This is a genomic window from Segatella baroniae B14, from assembly GCF_022024235.1.
In the GTDB taxonomy this organism is placed as follows: domain Bacteria; phylum Bacteroidota; class Bacteroidia; order Bacteroidales; family Bacteroidaceae; genus Prevotella; species Prevotella bryantii.
Map to the genome: position 1 here is coordinate 1583864 of NZ_CP091799.1, position 20920 is coordinate 1604783.

At 37.0% G+C, this 20920-nt stretch carries 13 protein-coding genes and 2 pseudogenes; 4 read left to right on the forward strand and 11 right to left on the reverse strand.

The window, feature by feature from the left end; all coding sequences use genetic code 11:
• The first annotated feature begins 56 nt into the window (after positions 1 to 56).
• The 4 genes from L6469_RS06625 (at position 57) to L6469_RS06640 (ending at position 6853) form a co-directional block, all read left to right on the forward strand.
• A complete protein-coding gene (locus L6469_RS06625) occupies positions 57 to 1730 on the forward strand; it encodes an RNA-directed DNA polymerase (RefSeq protein ID WP_006283048.1) in 1674 nt (557 codons plus the stop codon).
• A gap of 6 nt (positions 1731 to 1736) precedes the next feature.
• On the forward strand, positions 1737 to 5531 hold the full coding sequence (locus tag L6469_RS06630) for a sacsin N-terminal ATP-binding-like domain-containing protein (protein WP_006283047.1): 3795 nt from the start codon (positions 1737 to 1739) through the stop codon (positions 5529 to 5531).
• Positions 5532 to 5536: 5 nt separating this feature from the next.
• A complete protein-coding gene (locus L6469_RS06635; protein WP_006283046.1) occupies positions 5537 to 6484 on the forward strand; it encodes a hypothetical protein in 948 nt (315 codons plus the stop codon).
• A gap of 75 nt (positions 6485 to 6559) precedes the next feature.
• Positions 6560 to 6853, forward strand: coding sequence for a helix-turn-helix domain-containing protein (locus L6469_RS06640; protein ID WP_006283045.1), 294 nt, complete (start codon positions 6560 to 6562; stop codon positions 6851 to 6853).
• Between the two features lie 440 nt (positions 6854 to 7293).
• On the opposite strand, the gene L6469_RS06645 is transcribed toward L6469_RS06640, so the two are convergent.
• The 11 genes and pseudogenes from L6469_RS06645 to L6469_RS06695 form a co-directional block, all read right to left on the reverse strand.
• Complete coding sequence (locus L6469_RS06645; RefSeq protein WP_039870870.1) at positions 7294 to 7530, reverse strand: hypothetical protein; 237 nt, start codon at positions 7528 to 7530, stop codon at positions 7294 to 7296.
• Positions 7527 to 7997 (reverse strand): DUF3990 domain-containing protein, encoded by a 471-nt coding sequence (locus tag L6469_RS06650; protein ID WP_006283044.1) that lies wholly within the window; start codon positions 7995 to 7997, stop codon positions 7527 to 7529. Before L6469_RS06650 ends, L6469_RS06645 begins: the two co-directional genes overlap by 4 nt.
• Positions 7994 to 8212, reverse strand: a complete 219-nt coding sequence (locus tag L6469_RS06655) for a DUF3791 domain-containing protein (protein ID WP_039870867.1) — start codon at positions 8210 to 8212, stop codon at positions 7994 to 7996. Before L6469_RS06655 ends, L6469_RS06650 begins: the two co-directional genes overlap by 4 nt.
• A gap of 57 nt (positions 8213 to 8269) precedes the next feature.
• Positions 8270 to 8377: pseudogene (locus tag L6469_RS06660) on the reverse strand (transcriptional regulator); the annotation flags it as partial.
• Between the two features lie 593 nt (positions 8378 to 8970).
• A pseudogene (locus tag L6469_RS06665) lies at positions 8971 to 9228 on the reverse strand (cell filamentation protein Fic); the annotation flags it as partial.
• A 13-nt stretch (positions 9229 to 9241) separates the two neighbouring features.
• Positions 9242 to 10369 (reverse strand): Fic family protein, encoded by a 1128-nt coding sequence (locus L6469_RS06670; protein WP_074802848.1) that lies wholly within the window; start codon positions 10367 to 10369, stop codon positions 9242 to 9244.
• 140 nt (positions 10370 to 10509) lie between these two features.
• Positions 10510 to 14049, reverse strand: a complete 3540-nt coding sequence (locus tag L6469_RS06675) for a hypothetical protein (protein WP_006283324.1) — start codon at positions 14047 to 14049, stop codon at positions 10510 to 10512.
• 17 nt (positions 14050 to 14066) lie between these two features.
• A complete protein-coding gene (locus L6469_RS06680; protein WP_006283325.1) occupies positions 14067 to 16508 on the reverse strand; it encodes a DUF2357 domain-containing protein in 2442 nt (813 codons plus the stop codon).
• A gap of 18 nt (positions 16509 to 16526) precedes the next feature.
• Positions 16527 to 18632, reverse strand: coding sequence for an McrB family protein (locus L6469_RS06685; RefSeq protein WP_006283326.1), 2106 nt, complete (start codon positions 18630 to 18632; stop codon positions 16527 to 16529).
• A 1-nt stretch (position 18633) separates the two neighbouring features.
• On the reverse strand, positions 18634 to 19782 hold the full coding sequence (locus L6469_RS06690) for a DNA cytosine methyltransferase (RefSeq protein WP_006283327.1): 1149 nt from the start codon (positions 19780 to 19782) through the stop codon (positions 18634 to 18636).
• Positions 19775 to 20914, reverse strand: coding sequence for a DNA cytosine methyltransferase (locus tag L6469_RS06695; RefSeq protein WP_039871078.1), 1140 nt, complete (start codon positions 20912 to 20914; stop codon positions 19775 to 19777). Before L6469_RS06695 ends, L6469_RS06690 begins: the two co-directional genes overlap by 8 nt.
• Positions 20915 to 20920 lie beyond the last annotated feature (6 nt).

Below are 20920 nucleotides of genomic sequence, written 5' to 3' on the forward strand. Positions count from 1 at the left end.
TCTTTATGGTCAAAATCTGACAATTCTACAAATGAATAATTGCTAATGATACCTATATGAGCAAAGCCGCTAAAAATATATTAACCTTGAATCATGAGGAAGCGATGGACTTCTTCATGAAATCTGAACAATATCATGGGTTTGAACTACCGGAATACTTTACATTTGATGAAGTTCTGAAGTATGTCCGCGAGAAAGTCGGAATCACTCCCTATGAGGAGTGTCTGCAAAAAGGCATTTCTCCAGAGTCTCTCTCTGATGTGAATCTTGACATACTGCTCAACAAGGATGGACGCTATGCCGTTCGTCCTATTATCCTCGCCAATCCTTTCCTCTACTACTTCCTTGTGCGCGAGGTTTGTTGCGAAAACAACTGGCAAGTAATAAAAGATTTATTTGAGAAGTTCAATGTCCCTCATATTACATCTTGTGCTATTCCTGTCATCCCTAATGAGAAAGAGCCGTTCCATAAGGCAACGACTATCAACAATTGGTGGAATAGCATGGAGCAACGTTCCATTGAACTTTCTTTGGAATATCGCTACATGTTTGTAACGGATATCACTAACTGCTATGGATCTGTCAACCCTCAGACATTCGATTGGGCATTTATGCTCAAAGGAACTTCATACGAAAAAGATGGTGACAGTTTAATTGCAAAAAACATCCAAAGCTACCTAAGAGCATTCCAACAAGGTCGCAACATTGGTATTCCACAAGGTAGCGCCATATTTGACTTTGTAGGTGAGATCGTCCTTGGCTACTCTGACCTTTTATTGCACGAAGCATTGCTAGAGAAGGCAAAGGAATACGAGGAGCAATACAAGTCTTTTCCGGATTACGAGATTATCCGCTATCGTGATGACTACCGTATCTTCTGTAGCAATAAAGATGTGCTTGAGGACATCTCCTACACCCTTCAACAGGTTTTAGAACGGCTGAATTTTCGCATGAACAGTCAGAAGACAAAGATTAGCGAAAGCATAGTGACAGATGCTGTTAAGTCTGACAAACTTGCCTACATCTACAATACACCCATATTCAATAAGAAAGGTGTTGACTTCGATAGCTACGAGAAGCATTTACTCTATATCTTAATGTTTGCCCGTCAATATCCCGATAGCGGATCTGTAAAGATAATGCTGTCTGACATTGACAAACGAATAGAAGAATGGCTTCATCCACATGATGAGAAAAAGAAAACGGAAGGTATTGTGTGGGGCGATGTTGAGTTAAACGAAGATGGTCATCTAATTAAAGCAGATGACAAGAAAAATCAGGAAGTAAATTTTATTCCAGGAGGTAGTATCCGTGCGATGTCTGCCATCTGCATTCAGATTGCCCTTGAAAATGTGGGGTGTGCACACTATGCTCTTCGCATCATTAGCCGCCTGATAGATTCGCTTAAAGACATGAAAGAAAAACAATCCATTATAAATCTCGTCTATAATAAACTCTGTAATCTGCCCAACTCTGACTACAATCAACTTTGGCTTCAGAACATGACCTATACACAAGACAAGAAGAATGGAACATCACCATATTCACTTCGTCTCTGTAAATTGGTAATGGGGAATCTTGATGAGCCGCTATGGAATAATGAATGGATAAAGACCGAGTTTATCCAGAATATGCCAATTGCATCCATAGTGGACAAAGAAACCTTGAAGAAGGTGACACCAGTGATTACATTTAGGGAAACAAGAGCTTATAATGAAATAGCATATTAAAGTAAAATGAAATCTAACTTCATATCGAATTTACAAAAGAAGCGTTGCAATTATAATCATCCTGATCAAGCAACCAGTCAAGCAAATAGTCTAATCCTGCTTTCTTCTGGAATCTACACAGAAGAAGAACGTTTTGTGTTTGAGTTGTTGCAGAATGCTGTCGATGCACACAATGAGGAATCGGAAATCCTTGATGTCAAGATGATTATTAAGGATGGTTACTTCATTTTTCTTCATAATGGTGAAGCGTTTACAGAACGTGATATAGAAGGCCTTTGTGATGTTGGAAACGGCAACAAAATGAAAGATGTCAAAAAGATTGGCTATAAAGGGATTGGCTTTAAGTCAGTTTTTATGTGCTCTACAAATGTCACGGTTCAGTCTGGTGGTTATTGTTTCAAATTCGATAAGTCACATTGGGATAACTATTGGAATGAACATTGGAATGATAACGATTTTGGCACACGAGATAGAGATAAGAAATATTTGATGCCCTGGCAGATAATACCAATTGAAACCACTCCACCTATTTTGTTAAGCAACTATGAATATAATGTTGCCACATATATAAAGATAAATGGAACCGACTCGTTAGAACAAAAGATTTTGAAGTTACTTTCAAGTAGTCAGTTTTTACTCTTTTTAATGAGTGATAATATTCGTATGACATTTGAAAGTAATGGAAAGACAAAGTGCTGGATTGAAAAACAGAAACAGAACAACCAAGTAGTATTATCCACTAATGGCAAGGAAGAAAGTAGATGGCTGATTCATACAAATAAAAACGTCCAGGTACCACCTGAATTGAAGGAAACGATAAACGCTGATATAAACACGCCTGACAAATTGAAGAATGTCGATACTTTCGACTTGTCTTTTGCTGTGGCATTGGATGAAAAAGGAAAACTCAAGCGTTTAGAACAAGCAGTAGTATATACATATCTTCCTACTTCATTTTGCTTTGGCTCAGAGGGATTCCCTTTTCTTGTTAATGCGAACTTCATCACAGATGCAGGACGTCAACAGTTGCATAAAGATTCCGAATGGAACAAACTAATCTTTTCTAAAATTCCTTCCGAGTATCTCACATGGATGAAAGAGATTTCCACTGCTTACAAGAATTACTGGGAAGTTTTACCGGAAAAAACATATGGGAAAGGAAATTCTTTGGAAGAGATATACGCAGATGAAATGGAAAAGGCAATTAGTCAGATTGCATTTATTCCATGTATGAAAGATTCTTGTCAGAAAGTCTTGGCAGCCGATGCTTTCATGGATAGGATGGGCATTTCTGATGCAATCTCAGTAGAGGCCCTTGTCAATCACATTAATAGAACATATTCACGTTCATTTGAAGACAATAATCAAATTGCTAATATTTGGAAGGGTAGTAGAATCCTTAATGACTATGGCGTTTTTATCTTTGACAAACAGAAATTAAAAAAATTGTTTGATGACAAACGGGCATTTGAGAATATTTCGCCAGAATTAAATGCTAAACTTATTGAATTCCTTTTTGGCTATTATATGCAGAATAAAACCGAACAGGAAGAATTTGTATCAATATTGCAGTCTACACAATTTATTTTGGATGATAAGGCCTCATTATGTATTCCCGGTGATTTATTTTTCCCTTCGACATATAAAGAGCAAAACGAGTTAGCTGAAGATGCTAAACTTTTAAATCAGAATGTTTATGATTTAATTGAATCAAACAATGCAATTATTGATTGGCTTTCAAAATTAGGTGTAGAGTCTTTGTCAGATGTGACGTTTATCAAGAACGTAATTTGCAAAAGTGGATATGTAACAAAAGATAATTCTATTGAAGTCATTCGTTATTTGTTCGAGATTAATAGAAACATAAATATATTTGAAGAAATAGGTGACTCTTATTTTTCAAATCTCAAATTCTTAACTAAGAACAATACATTAGCCGAAGCAAATAGCCTTTATTTAGGTTCTTTTTATAAGCCTGATGTTGATATAGAAAAAGTGTATGATGGAGATATTTATGTATCTGAGGATTATAGCCAAAATGAGGATGCCACAGAGTGGAATCTATTTTTCAAGAAGATGGGAGTTCATAGCTCATTAGTAATAAGTCAAGTAAGGCTTAAAGATACAAAGAATTATTCATTGTTGAGTGATCTTAAATCAAAATTTGAAAAGGAATATAATGTTGGTTCTTGGGGAACGCATTTCTATTATTCATTTAGCAGTTTCCTAATCTACTATGCACCCTTTATCCTTACTAATGAGTGCTCTCATTCATTTCAAAAGTTGATTTGGAGTTCTATTCTTACAAAAGAATACATTCCACAAACAGATGAAGTTAAAGGCTCTGCTGGTTCTTGGGATGCTTCAAGAACGTTTGGAGATTTAGATAAAGAGAATTTCATTGAATGGGCTTTTAAGAACATTCAATGCTTTCCTTCTTCAAATGGTTGTTTGTTAAAACCAAATGATTTGTTTCTCAATACTGAGGAAATAAGAAATCTGGCAGGCTCATATTTGCCTGTGATTGCTGTTGAAGGTGACATCCACGAAAGTTGGAATAACTTATTGTGCCTACGCAATACAATTAGGATTGATGACTGCTTTACAATTCTAACACAGGTGTCACATGATTCTGAAAATGTAGAACAAAACAAAGAACGAATAACAAAATTGTATCAAAGACTCATCGAACTAGATGCTCTGTCAACAAATAATAGATATAAAGTTGTTGAATGGGCCTCTAATAATCTTATTTTGTCTAAAGACAATGAGTTCGTCGCTCCAACGACTTTGAGCCATATAACTTTGGATGGATTTGGGTCTAAGAATCGTGTTTATATTGGCAACCCATCTAACAAGGATAAAGTTGTCGAATTGCTGGCTTTAATGGGTGTTAAAATTATTACTCCCCAAAGTATAAAAGCAGAATTTGAAGATAAGAAAGAGAGCGAAGAGCTTAAGCAGATTCTAAAAGGGAAAGTACCACCGTTGGCTTTAATTGCTACTGGCGAAAATGGAGAAAAACTTGAATATGTCGAGAATAAATCAAGGTTGAATAATTTGATAGATGAGACCCATTTCTATCATTGTGACAAAATACTGTTGACTTATGGCAATTCAGATGATGTCATAGAGAAGCGTACATTTGGTAATAAAAATGAATTCTACTATATAGGCAATTTACGACCTGCAAATATAGAACCACTATTAGAACCACTATGTAGATACTTAGGGATAAAGGGAAAAGAGCGTGAATTGTTCATTATGTTTTATGAAAACATCGATGGCATTAAGCAAAATCTAAAAGATAAAGGATATGACGTGTCTTTGATTGAAGATGAACTAATACCTGTAAGTGGAAACCTTAAGGTGTCATTGGATTATCATCCTGATGAGTCTGCTCAAGAACGCAATTTGATAACAGGCTTTAAAGGTGAAATAATTGTTTATGAGAAATTGGTCGCTATGGGTTACAGACCTGTTTGTCCTTCTATATCTACCAAAGATGACTATGAAAAGGAAGTAGTCGTAAATGGTAAAACATACTATTGCAAATCAAATTACAATAGCGAATGCGACATTTCGTTTGAAACAGAAACCGGACATCAAATGCTTATCGAAGTTAAATCCACCACAACTAGTGTAGGATATATAGAAAACATGCCCATCAGTAGTAATGAGTGGTCGATGATAAAAGAATGTGATAAAGAACGGGGCAAATCTTACCTCATTGTTAGGGTTTTTGGTATAGATAGTCCAACTCAAGATATTTATTTGTTTAAAGGTCACTTATTTGAATAAGAATTATGCATATACTATTAGTTAATATCGATACGCTTTCCCGTCTCATTGTAAGTGGGAAAATACGCGTCTCTTATGGTCTTATTATTTGCATAGGATTGGCTGCTCTAATTCTTCTTGCTGCACTGACTATTACTGCAATGAGAAAACAAAGAAGAATCAACAAGATGAAGCAGGAAGCAAGTTCAAGAGAAAACAGAATCAGCAAATTAGACAAAGAACTAAAATCATCTTCTTCACAAATAGGACAATTGAGGAAAGAGTTGTCAAGTACGACTTCAATATTAGATCGTAGAGATAAAAGTATTGAGAGTCTGAACAAAAAACTTGCAGAAAAGTCTGATGAAATAAGTAATCTTTCTAATGAGCTAAAATCATCTTCATCACAAATAGGACAATTAAGAAAAGAGTTGTCAAGTACGACTTCAATATTAGATCGTAGAAATAAAAGAATTGAGAGTCTGAACAAAAAACTTGCAGAAAAGTCTGATGAAATGAGTAATCTTTCTAATGAGCTAAAATCATCTTCATCACAAATAGGACAATTAAGAAAAGAGTTGTCAAGTACGACTTCAAAATTAGATCGTAGAGATAAAAGAATTGAGAGTCTGAACAAAAAACTTGCAGAAAAGTCTGATGAAATGAGTAATCTTTCTAATGAGCTAAAATCATTGAAATCAATTTTGAAAGAAACAACTAAGACGCTTAAAGAAAAAGAAAAAGCATTAGAAGTTGCCAACTTGACTATTGAGAAAAAAGAAGAAGAAATGGCTCTCGCTCAAAAAGAAATATCTTCTCTTCATAATAAAATATCAAGCCTACAAGATTGCGTTAATTTAAAAGTGCAAGAATTGGAAGTGACAAAAAATCAATTGCATGAGGCTGAAAATGAACTCTCAACTATAAAAGCGAGTAAAGAATCAAACCCTTTTGAAAGATTGGCAAATTGGTAAAGATATTGGTTTATCCAAAGTTAAGCCTAGTCTAACTTGCCAGTAATATGCTAAGAACGCAAAAATTGATATAATATGTTATTTGGTAATAAAATTAAGGAACTCAGAGATGAGCAAGGTTTATTGCAACGACAGTTGGCAGCATTCTTAGAGATTGACACACCGATGTTCAGTAAGATTGAGCGTGGTGACAGAAGAGCAAAGCGTGAGCAAGTCCTCAAGCTTGCAGAATATCTGCATCAGGATGAAAAGAAGATGCTGACCTTGTGGCTGGCAGATAAGTTTATTGATGCTGTAGAGGATGAGCAGGAGCGTGACCTCTGCAACGATGCGATTATCATCGCGCAGGAGAAAATAAGGGCAATGTGATCATGGAGCAGGCATCTTCCTCTTCCATGTACAACCCATCCGAATCAAGAAAAATCATCAGATTTGTGATTTTTTCTGTGTTTTCTTTTGGTTGTTTGGGGAGAAATCTGTCACTTTGTAGTGATTTTGTAACATATTGATTATCAATGGTTGTTTCCGTTTTTGCGACATGTGTGCAACATCCGGTGCTAACGCATTGATAGTCAGTTAAAGTCGTTTTTGAGGAGGTGAAATAAAAATAGATTAATTATATATTAAAGAGGTGCAGACAATGAATCTGCACCTCTTTTTTATTATCGCAAATCGCAACGGTGTTTTTATTCTTTATCAAGTACTTCCCAATGTCCGCTATAACCACTACCTACATAACGAATATGTGGCATTTTGGCAAGGTGGCGCTTGATAGTGGCGATTCCTTAAATATATCTTACATTCATAGATTAATCTTCGTCTGTCTCTTTTTTACTTTCTTGGTATTCTCGCCAAACTTCTCCAGCCAGATACCTGTCACTACGGCAATGTAAATCAGCAATGCCATCCTCTATCATACTTGCAGTCTCCGAACTATAGAAGATGTCAGTAGCCTCGTCAAGTGGCACATCGAACATCTCGCTTATGCAGACAATGATTCTGGCACATTGGGAACTTCTCAATATCAGTTTGCTTTCGTCACTCATAATTGTTCACTCCCTATAAATGTTAGACACTCCTGCAACATTCTGTCTGTACGTATACAGTATTGGATATTAGGCTTTTCAAATCTTAGCAATCCAAGAGCCTCTTCTTGGGAAATCTCGCCAGAGAAATACCTGTCGAGTGTGATAATGACTCTGTCGTTTGCGATGCCGCCAATTATCATGTCATAGTTTCCTGTGTCCTGTCCTTCACGGCACCCAGCAACAAAGTCAAGCCATTCTTTGTCATAGCTTTCAAAACGTTTTATGTTCCAAAGCGTTTCGTCGCAAGTAAATTCATAGGTATTAAGCCAAGCAGGCTGACCCCTTCTTTTGAAACGCTGGGCATACTTCACAGCCTGTTCGTACAACGAAGTTAAATAGAATCCACGTCCGAAGTCTAAATATAGGCGTGAATGCTCTGTGTCAGGATGCTCAACGCTCATGTTTGATGAATGGTAAAGTCTCATGCCGGCAGCACTCCTTTCTCCCTCATATACTCGGTTAGATCCTCCATCAGATACCGGGAACTGAATGTGTGCAGTACATCGTATGAGGGTACGATATAGTCATACAATATGCCCGATGTCTTCAGCCGTTTGTATATTTCTTTCTGTGGCAGTTGAAGCAGTACGGAAAGTTTTCCGATGCAATATGTCACAAATTCCAATGTCTTTTTATCCATATATCATTTATTTAACTTGCTGTGCCCTGAGAATTTGTATGTTATAGCCATATTTAACTACAAATTAGAATTCATCAAAGTACGGACGTCCACATTTAGGACGTTAGCAATCTCATTCAACTGTGCCACCGAAGGCTGGGACTTGTTGTGACACCACCGAGAAATGATTTGCCATAAATTGTTCAATTATTGATGGCAAATTTACAAGAAAAAATGAGATAAAAGAAAGATTTAACCTTTTTCAATATAAAACGGTTGATTTTACATTAAGATTGAACATATATGAGAGAAAAGCGCGAGATAAAACATCAACATTGACAGATATTTGATGAGAGAGAGGGATTACTTGTCAATACGAGTAATATGTTGGGCTATAATTCATGTTTTATAGACTTATAGCTCAGATTTTATCAATATGAGTAATAGCAGTAACATGAGTAATACGCTCCTTAAAAGGCAAATGATCCAAAAGGTGGCGTAAAAGATGGCGTAAAAGAAAAATAAGAACGTCAGAGAATTATCCCAGAATTGATTATTGCTGATCCTTTTTTATTCACAAAGGTCGTTTTGGAAAAGATTTCGGGAAAGACTTCAGAAAAGGATGGCGTAAAATGAAGTGAACCCCGAAAGTTAGACAAAAAACTTTCTGGGTTCACTTCAAATCTGCACCTCTTTTTTATTATCGCAAATCGCGACGGTGGTTTTATTCTTTGTCAAGTACTTCCCAATGACCACTATAACCACTACCTACATAACGAGTATGACAACTCTCTTTCGACCATCCTGGAACCTTCCTGACGAACCTGTCGGAATTTCCGACAGGTTGCTGATTCTTCCAGTTCCCCATCTTCATAAATATGTTGTATATGCTCCACTACGTTTGTGCAAGATGTCTGATACAAATCGCACAATTGCTGTTGAGTAAGCCAAACAGTTTCATTTTCAAGTTTTACCTCAATGCGAGTATTACCATCCTCGCTTTGGTATATTATAATTGGATTGTTATGTTCTTCCATTATATGACTTTTATTAAATTGAATCTTCAACGATTTCCCAATAGCCATTTCTTTTACCATTCACTCTACGTAGAATGTTCTTCTCTTGTAGCGCGATGGTAATTGATTTGACAGTTCGCTCAGATTTTCCAATTTCAGCAGCAATCTCTTTTTGGGTAACAGATGGATTCTTTTGCACTATGCGAAGTAGAGCGACTTCTTCCAAAGTGCAATTTTTGCACTTTGGAGGTAGTTCTTCGCCAGCTTTTGCACTTTGAACTTCATGATTTGCACTTTGGGATATGGTTTCGTTCTCAACTTTGTTCCAATCAACGTGCATAATCCTATTCCTAAGGTCATGTTCCTCTCCAAGTAACATATTACGAAAGAACCTCTCCAAGTACTCTGTTGTTTCTGTGATGCCATTTGTCAAATCACTATAGTTGGCACGAACGAGCGCATTTCGGAAATACCACGAGTTTTCAGCAAAGACATCATTGACCACATTGAAGCCCAATGTACGTAAGTACTTGATCATAAATACGGCAGTCGTTCGTGTGTTGCCTTCGCAAAACGCATGAACTTGCCATAGATTAGCACAGAAACGGGTAAGATGACGAATAGCATCGTCAATATTCATGTTAGCATAACTGAACTCGCGTTCCTGCCCCATATCATAATTCAAAGTGTCGCTGATAGTATCTGCACTTGCATAATACACAGTCTTGCCACCAAGTACCCACTCGTTCTTCGTAATATTATAGTCACGAATGCGCCCTGCCAACTTGTAAATACCATCAAACAAACGGCGATGTATAGAAATCAACTGAGCAGGAGTAAATGAGAACGTTTTTTCCTCTATCAACTCCGTGATACGTGCAGCCACCTTGTCTGCCTCTTCCGTTCGGTCATTCTCAACAACCTTTCGTCCAGATGCAGACTTGTAGTATGAGTCGATAAGTTGCTTTGCTTCATTGATACTGATATCACCCTCGATATGCCGTTTGGCAGTATCAAGCAGATATTCAGAAGTCTGAAGTCTATCAACCTGTTGAAGCCCAATAGCAACCCTCCAAGCTTCGCTACGCTCACGCTTCTGTGGTTCACCTTGGCGTATGTATTCATTCAAGCCAAGAATCGAATATTTCTGTTCGTCGCTCATATGTTGTTTATTATTAAATCATTGTTAGCACCTATTATATGATTTTCGTAATTTCTTGCCATCAACATCAAGCTCCCTTAGCTGCCCGAACGGAGATTGAAGCATCGGGATGTTGTCTGTATCTTGCAAATTCTTCATCTTTATTGATTTTGTTTAGTTGGTGGATATATTCGTATGCCATCATCTTCTGGAGATGTTGTAGAGATAAAATGAAGATTTTTCAATTGATTTAACAATGCAACATTATCTTCATTATTATCTATCACAGGATGTTTCCTACGCTCAGCTATCTCGACATACTTGCCTCCCAAGGTTGCTAGTAACGATGAAATATCTTTCATAGAATATTGATTTTCTTTTAGCATTTGACAAACAAGTAATAATTTATTGCGATGAATTGATGAAGATTCAAGCAATCCTATTAAGATGTGCTCGTCAAGACTTATATCATTTGAATCCAACAAAAGTTCAATAACCTTATCAGCAAGAGAAGACGATAATAGAATGTCTTCATTCGTCACATCTATGATTCGTCGTTTTTCTTGTGTCGTAAATCTATCACTATTGATCAGCGTGAATACAGTATCTTCATCTAATTGATATGAAGCATCCAAAGTATCTATGAATTCTTGAGAATAATGTATCAAGTATTCAGAATAGATATCGGTATTCTTCAAAATTGAAGTGTTTGCTTTTGAAAAAGTGATTTTATCATTTTCAAGAAGTATCTCTAGTCTTTCTCGTTCAAGCTTAGCCAATGCCTTATGATTATTGAACTGCAAATCAAAAGCTATACAAACAGAGCGGAAAGACTCTATGCTCAAGACATTAGAGCATAGAAGTCCTTCAAATAGAATTTGTTTTGAAGCAACTTCATCTTGACATTTTTCTTCCAATTCTTGATGATAATGTTCCACGAATTTTATCAAATCATCAGTCAGTGAACCTTTCTTGCTATAATATGCATCAACATTACTCCAAGTTGGTTGTATAACGAATGATTTGATGGCGATTTCCCAAGATGTCTCATTAACCCCTTCAAAAGAAGAAAGGACTTCTTTTTGACCATTTAAATATGGTAATTTTTTGTCAGCATCGACACCTTCTGAATTCAGAATGTAAATAATACTTTCATTTGATTCGTCCTTTGATGTTGAAGATAAGCAACCAAAGACTTTAACGAAATTATCTTTTACACAGTTTTCAAATTCTTCATTATTCGTTTCTGTGACTTTTGTTAAATTCAAGTTCTCAGATGATACTGTAGATTCGTTCTTTAGGTGATTTATTATTAGACACAAGTTGTCCACATTAATATCATAATGCCATTGTTCTACTACATAATCCAAAAGATTGCTGTTCTCGTCATTCAGCTCTGTGAACATACTATTATCAACAAGTTTTCTACATTGGTCCATGCCAATAACGTCAACTCGACTTGCCAAGAAAGCATAATTATTATTCAACCATGTTTCTTGTTCCAAAGTAGTTTCATCACTATACTTTAGCCATGCCTCTTGAAGTAATGATTGTTCTTTATCGTTAACATGGCTCATTATCATATGCCATGATAATTCATTGTTCCAATTTACGAACTCTGTGAATACTTCCTTCTGTCTTTTACCTAATAGATAATACTGCGCCAAGAAATCCAATGGTGCATCCTCCTTTTCTATTCTTCTCATCATTTGCAAAAATAATGAACTACCCTTTTTTCTTGCAGCATAGTCAAGTAGGTCATTGTTCAGAATGGCATCACTTTCAAACATATAGTCTTTTAATTCCTTTACGAAATTATCAATCTTGTCAATATGATAGGTATATGCTTGCTTAATTTCTCGCTTCATGGATAATAAGAGATCCCTATCAGCTAAAGAAACCATTCCAGGATAAAAATATGAAATGTAGTCATAATAATCTTCATCAATATATCCACGACGAATAAAAACATCCATCAATGGTGAAAGATGCAGATTCCTGTATAGTTCGGTGTTCCCTAAATTATACTTTTTTATAAGTACATTCAGTTTCAGAGATTGTATTTGGAGTTCTTCTTTTTTAAGTTCTTTTTCTTCTTTTATAATAGTCTTTTCTGTCGTTTTAATTGCTCTCAATCTGCTTTCAAATTTCATTTTGTTATTGATAGCATTTACATTAATTTGTGCAGATTGATTTTGTCGCCCATAAAAAGGGGCATTATACTGGTAATTTATAGATGTCAGATTATATAAACCATTAAATAAGTTTCTATTTTGTGCTATTTGCTTCAGAGTGTAATCTTGATTGTTTATCGTTATTGTTTGCATTAATCCATGTACGCTTTCACGTAATTCTAGCAAAAATAGATAGCGCAAATCAGTCTCTTTTAGATGATTGTTCTCGTCAACAAGTTTCTTCTTCTCCTCCAACTTTACTTTCTTGACATCAAGCGTTTTTTGAGCTTCATCAATAAATTTGTTTTTAGAAACAAGGCAAGAGTACACCAACCCATCTCGTTTATGCAGCTGGGCAAAGTCTTTTGGAAAATAGTTCTTGTAAACAATCATGGCAAGTAGTTTTGTCCTACTTAGATTGTTTTTATCCGGATTATACAACTTACAACGGTATTGGCTATACTCATTAGCAATGTTTTTCAAAATACGCATATCTTGGATGAAGAATGCCATCTCAGACAAATCCTCATCCGGTATTTCGTTATCATCGAATCCTCTGTCTTTTAAAGCCTCCTTTAGTTTGGCTTTTGAGTTGGATGGATTAATAACAGGAATAACAGTCGAGATATAATCGAAGAATTTCGTTCTGGCTTCATCTACAAAAACATCATCTTTTATCGCATAAAGGAATACAATATGACGGCCAACGATTTTTGATTCGTTTACCAGTTGGCTCAATTCCCTCAATTTCAAATAGATTTTTTCTGTTTCAAATCGATCCAAATCTTCTATAACAACAACATTATATTGTGTTACTTGAAAGAAGTATAAAATTTCATCTAGGTGCTTATTGAATATAGAGTTTTCCTCTTTCATTTCAATATCACCATCCTTAAGATTTAGCTTGTTAAGTTTAGAATTCGCATATGATTTTATGGTATATTTTATAATCTGATATATAGCCCATAATAAATAAAGAGATGCGAAAAAAGTAATCAATGTTTTATGGTACACTAAGTGAAAAATGTCATAAAAAACATTGATGCTATTAGGTAAAAAGACAACAAGAAATGATAGAATGAAAAGAACTCCACATATAGAGTAATATTGTAAATCATCTTTTTCTATATGAACAATTCTTTTAAATCTTGAATTAGGAACAGTTTCAGCCTTTTCTCTATATATTAACTGCTGGAGAATGCTGTACTCAATTTTTCTATTTAGTGTTTCTGTCCACTTCTCATCTTGTTTGTCTTTTTTATTATCATTGTCATTATCGCCTTCTTCCTCGTCTGCTTGTAGTGTTGCCAAGGAGATAGGAAGATAATGAAATCCTTCTGACTCACCATATTCATCCTTCAAGGTTAGTATAATAGAACTTTTTCCTGAGCCATAAGGACCAGTTAAGGCAACATTTCTTATGTCCCCATTATCAATAGCATGTCTTAATACTTCAGCCAGTTCTTCCACTGTCTGATATGGCGCATCGTCCTTATTTAGTTTAACTGGTAATAATGGCTGTAACATATTACTTTTCTAAAAAATCAAACTCTATCAACAACATTCTCCAGACTATTCAACTTGACCAGCATGAATGCCATGCGTTTACTGCCCCAATACGTATTAGGGATATCTTTGATGTTAAATTGCAACTTTTGCAAGTCAGCATCTGTATCACTTGGCTTTCTTATTCGAATCATGAAGTAGGCTGAATGATTGGGAGCATCAGGATAGTTTTCTTCTACTAACTTTTCCTTTGTCCATACATCATGTTTCGTGCGGACAATCTTACAGAGATTGCCCACGAATTTCTCACCCTTAACAAACAAGAGCAGGTACTTCGCTTGATTCCATGGAGAATCCGCAATCTTATCCAAAGGTATATTGTACCAAAGATTGTCAAATGTCCACTGACGCTTCTCTTCACTGCCAGCAACAGCGACCATCACCAAATCATCCGGCAACATTCCTGCCTTTTCTTCTTCAGTGACGTATGCCAATGTGCGTTGTGGCTTAGCTTTAGCTACATGAGTATCTGCAGCCGTATATTTCATCAAAATATCATCCAAATGCGCTCTCAGTAAGGAGTCACTATTTGGCAGCAAAGGGAATGCTCCGATATTCACACTCTCTACACTCGCACTATAGTAACGTTTTTTGACGTATTCGTCGCTACCACGACCAGGGAAAAGAATGTAGCCACCAATTATTTCCTTAGAGCGATATGGTTCATGCTCTTTACTATAATAAATAGCATCACGGTAACGGTGCATCTGATTGATTGCATCAGTTGGCGGATAATCTCCTCCTGGCAAATCTGCCATTTCGACTATATCTTGTTCCTCAAAGTCTTTGTCAAGCTTCTTGTCGTTGATGACACGATACTTCGCATCATACAGATAGGTCAAGACAACTTCGCCAGATGCCTTGCGAATATTAAGTACAATGTCTGGACGTTGCTCTGTTGTTGCAGTATTGATGCCCATGCCATACTCATCTTTACCACTTGTGCGGTTAAACGTATGCTGGTAATGAAGAGTAACCACGTCACCCTCATGTGCAGCAAGTTGTGCCTTGCGTTCTTCCGTATCATCATGCTCTGCTTCTGGATAACGATATTCTACAATATGTTCCAACGAAGAATTTGTAAATGGATTGAGTAGCGTTCCTTTTGGCTCTGTTATCAGTTGTTCATGCGAAGGCTTATTATGATCAATGCCCATAGCATCAGCCACAAGCTTCTTCATTTTGATAAAACACCAAAGCTCGTAGATCTCCCATATCTGTAGGGTGCCAATGTTCGCAGCTCCATTATACAAGTCAATTCCTCGTTTCAGTTTGAGCCAATCTTTATATATCTGTTGATAACCCAATCGGCTTTGCAGAACAAGGCTTTCTTGTTTCATTCCATCGAAACGGCCTACAGTCTTGAAGAATGGGTGTTTTGACAGTCTTCTCAAAGAATCTTGATAGTCTGTCCACATCTTGCGATGACGTTCTGAAAGTTCTTCTTGTGAGGAGTTGAGTACAGTGGTTATTACAGAAGAAAGTCGTCGTCCAATGCTTTGAAGAGTATATTTCACGAAACGGTTCTCCATCGTGTCGTGAGTAGAACGCACTTCATTATAGCCAAAGTAATACTCTTCCAGTTTCCCTTCCCTCTCCACTTCGCCATAGCGTTCTTCCATGGCAGGAGTCCAGAACTTAATCTGTTCTGCTTTTCGTGATGTGTGGAAGTTCACAATCTGTGAATGTGGATTCTGAATCACACGTTTTACGTTCTTCACATAATTATCCACAACGCTTTGGAATGCAGCCATCCATGTAGCAACGGTATTGATCCGTCCTCGACTGAATTGCTGAAGAGTGATGCTCAGATAGCGATAGATGACGTTTTCGTACTCCTCGTTAACCTCCCGCAACAGCGACTTGTAATCGTTTTTTGTATCGAGTTTGGGTGATACCACATCAAACGTTACATAACTGTCTTTACGGACGCCATTCTTCTGATAGGAGAAATCTAGTTTGAACACTCCTGGTTCATTCAAGAAGTCTAACTCTCCCGTGAGGGATTTTTCTTCTCTTCCATTCAACTCTTCATCAACAAAGAAACTTTCCTCTACGTCTTTTCGTACATGTCTGATTTCTGGTACGGAGTCTTTGTCTACACCATGGAATAGTAAACGGACTTGATATTTGCAGGTTTCAAAGATGACAGGCCACAGTTTATCCCACACCTTGCCTGCATCAAGTCTTGTTTCCTCTTCCTCATCAGTTTTCTTCCCTGTTATGGGACTGTATAGGCAAAGTTCACATTCATCTTTTGAGGTGTAACGACAATATGCCTCTGGCGCATCAATATCAGGATTAATATTCCTTGAATATCTGATGCGTCCCTTGAATCGTTCCCACGAATAGCTAATGTCTTGCGTGCGGACAATCACCTCATAGTCGGGATGAATGAATCTTAAAACCTCTGTCTGCATATATCCTTATCTATACGATTATGGCCAGAAACGAGTGAACTCCTGATTATTCAGTCGGTCAATCATTTCTTGTATCTTCTCTTCGGCTGTCTGATGATGTTCTTTGTCCTTATCTGCAGTTTCTTCTACATCACCATTATCTGATGTTGGGTCAATTGCTGTTTCCTTGATGTCTGGAGCCAATTCTTTCAGCCATTCCAAACGGTTATCATAAGAAATCCCAACTTTATTTTTATATTCTCTTGACAATGCAAACATTTCTGCATCGCCCTCAATGCGTGGCAAAATCTTCATCAACAGGATGTTATTTACAGATTGAGCGATGGCATCATCTAAATCCATACCTTCATCGAGCATCACACCAACCATAATTGTCAGCTCGTTTAGCACGCGATAACTTACCTCAAAAGGAGTTCCTTTCAAGGTCTTGTTGATTTCCTCTAACTTTGCAGGAAGTTTTTCTTCTAATTCTTCTGCGAAATCTGAATGTGCATCCAGAACCTCGTCAGCCGTTACATATCGACGAGTGAACGCATTCTGCCATTTTTGTTGTTCCTCGTCAGACAGGTACTCTAAGTTCTTGCTACCACCGAACATATTGCGCAGATTGCCTCCATTCATTTCTATAGTCATAGCGCGGTCAATCACTTTACGTGAGAACTGATGTGTAGTATCATCCATATTGACTGTACCAATGATTACGACATTGTCTGGAAGGGTTAGTCCTTCGGTTGTCAGGTCTGTACGTTTACCTACCTCTTCGTCAATATCACTTTCAGTTTCAATATCAAAGAGTTTAAGGTAGATGTCCCTATCTGTCAGATTACTGCTGAATGGCTCTCCCGTTTGGGCATTCTTTGTGTGGGGCATTTCTGATAATTCACGGAAATACTGTGCATCGATTATTGGCTCTGTTTTAACCGTAGTCATATCGACCTCGCCAGTTTTGTCATTCTTTGGATGCTTGCGAGTTTCCAATATGCTCAGAATCTCTGCAAAGTACTGTTCCACTGGTGCAAGATTCATTTCATCAAGACAAACAAAGAATGGAACAGTTGGGAACATCTTTGCCTTCACCAAGAACTTGACGAACTTAGTGAACTGATAAGCTGCTTTTCCTAATCGGCTGTAATATCCCAACAATTCTGTTGAGTCATGCCAATTCGGTTTCACCTCTATCATGCAGTAATTACCTGGAGTTGTACCGTCCTTATCTTGCAAATACTTTGGGCACGATTTAAAGGCAAATTCACGAACTATGCGGCTCTTACCTGTACCCGAAATACCTGCAAGAAGCAAGAATGGTTTAGATTTTATTGCAGTTATATAGTTTGAGAAATTTGAAATTCTCTCAGATGCTTCCTTCTGTGATGAAGAAAAAATATGTTTTTTACTTTGTCTTTTAGGCTCTGTATTCATTGTCCTTAGCAATACTAACTCATCACCAAGGGTCTCAATAACATCTCTATGCAAATAGTAATATTTTGAAGCCCCCTGCTTCTTAATTGTAAACATCCCCCAATCTGCCAATGCTAAAATTGGTTTAGGGTCTGCCCATTTGTTTGCAGCATCTGAAGGTACGACCTGAATGTCACGTTTTCTCTTAATCAAAACTTCAAACAAAACATCAGCAAATTCTTTATGCTCAAGTTCCATGTTTCCTACAATATAGGCAAATTCTTTGTTTGTCAAGTGACCAAGTATCATGGTACTTTTAACAAAGATATTGGGAGCCTCCAAATCAGAATCAGAATCACATCCCAATACATTTCTCCCAAATGTATTGTTCTTTAGAACGTCTACTAATAATGCTTGTACCGCATGTATGTCATTGTTTTTTCTAAGTTCATAGAATTTTCGACCTGTAGCAGTAATTCTTCGTCTGGATTGAGTGTTGTCAGGATCTTCCCATTCAATGAAACCATAGTAAGAGAGAACCTGAGTTTTTTTTGTGTAACTCTGAGGTTCCTTCTTTTGTGTTTCTATACCTGCATTAATTAAAGACATAGATAATCTGTCTATTAATTCTGCGTTTGTCACCCAGTCTTGGGCATCATAATATACTTTTAGTGTAAGGTCTAGAGTCTCAGATTCTGCATTACACTTTGGGATAATAAGTGCCATATTATAATTGTTTCAATAATTCTTTGATAATAACTGTAATCATCGCAGAAGGGATACCTTCACCAATAACTTTTCTAATGAATGACTCGCTTGCCCAATCTGGTATGTTCCAGTCTAATGGTAAAGAAGAAACTATCAATAATTCATAGATTGATAGAACTCGAGGATCAGAGTATAATTCTTCTCCATTAGAAATATAGGGGCGTCCAGGATGAACGCATGCAAGCGATGATATGACTCCATTGTTCATTGTCATTGTTCTTGCAGGTTTATCCCAATACATACGTCTATAGTGATTGTGATGAGCTACGACTGGTGTTCCATCCTCTTTTTGAGGATAATATACCTCATTATATATAGCAGATTTGCCAGTTGGGGTATGCATCATCCATTCCACTTGTTTCCACGAATGTACTGGAGGTCGGTGCCACTTTGAAATCTTTAGACCTTCCGCTTTTTTCTTTTCAAAATCAGGGAATTTCTCCAAAGTAACCTCCATTCCTTCACGCAATTGTGGGTCAAGACTTGGTAAATGGCCAATTGCTTCTTCAAGATTTACGACAGGCAGCTGCTTGGGAAATTCCCATGACACATTTTGATCATTTCTAACAAGAAGAAAAATGTTTCTTTCCCTCATTTGTGGGACACCGCAATCCATGGCCTTAATCAATGATTGATGATTAAAATTGTACTTATCATCCAATTCACGATGAAGGTACTCAGGAATCATAACGACCTCTCCCTTGTACTTAATCTTGGTTTTCAAGATTGTAGGCACATTCTCGATGATCGCGAACCTTGGCTCTAATCGTTTAATAACATCAACTGCGTAAAAAATCAACTCATTACGTTCATCAAACTCTATACGATTTCCCGCCTCACTCATACCTTGACAAGGAGGTGTTGCAAGAACGAAATTGACATTTAGTGATTTAGCTTCTTCCACTATTGTATCTCTAATTTCGTCCTTTGTAATATCGCCTTCTATCACTTTTGTGTTTGGATGAACACATTTGTAGAATTCGCAACGTTTATGATCAAGTTCATTTGCTAACACTATGGAAACCTGATTATTCTTTTCTATGCCAGCTTCAGCAACACCGACATTTGAAAACAATGACAATCCTATGAGTTTATTTGTATTATCCATTTACTAAATTCTGAAATAATTTTTTCATAAACAATGGTGGAATACCTTCACCAATGATTCTTCTTAAGAATGCTTCGTCAGTATTTGCTGGCACATTCCAATCTTCAGGCAAACTCATAACTCTCATCAATTCATAAAGAGTTAATGTTCTTGGATCAGAGTAAATATCTCGTCCATTTTCGTCTTGTCCAATTAGTCGCCCTGGATGAACATTGTTTTGGGATGAAATTTTACGATTATCCATTGTGACGGTGTATGCTGGAGTTTTCCAGTTTTGTCGTTTATATGTGTTTTTATAACCACGAACAAAAGTACCATCCAACTTCACTGGCCTATATTCAGGTTCATTGTCAAACGCTGTTTGACCTGTTGGTGTGTACATCATAGCGCGAACTTGTCTCCACACATGGACAGGAGGAATATTCCATGGTGATATTGCCAAGGCTTGTTGTCTGCGCTCCTCATACAGTGGAAATCGTTGAATGAATTCCTCATAAGGTATGTCTTTTACAAAGGGATCTATAGACGGCAAATCACCAATGGCTTCTTCCATCGTTACTTTATGCTGTTCTACAGGAGGTAAAGTCCATTTGCGTCTTTGTCCATGTCTTGTCATAAGTATTATCATTCGATCACGAGTTTGCGGAACACCATAGTCATCAGTGTCAATAGTATGAATGTCAATGTCGTAATCCGCATCAAGTTCTTGATGAACTACATCAGGAAGCATGGTTTCAACCCCATGATACATTATTGGAGTAATGATAAAATCAGTTACATTTTCAATAACCACATATCTTGGGTTGAGATCATGAATCAATCTGATAGCATGCATGACAAGAGTATTACGCTCGTCAAACTTTATCTTTTGTCCTGCTGTACTCATTCCTTGACATGGTGGAGTTGCCATGATAGTATCAACTCTTTCCCTCCTGCAAGCCTGTAAGATTTGTTGGTATATATTCTCATCAGTTATATCTCCACAAATCATTGTTGATTCGGGATATATGGATTGATATAATTTCGCACGCTTTGTCAACCATTCATTTGCCACGACGACATTGACGTCATCGAGTTCTTGAAAGCATGCTTCAGCTACACCTATGTTTGCAAACAAAGAAACTATTCTCATTTCAAA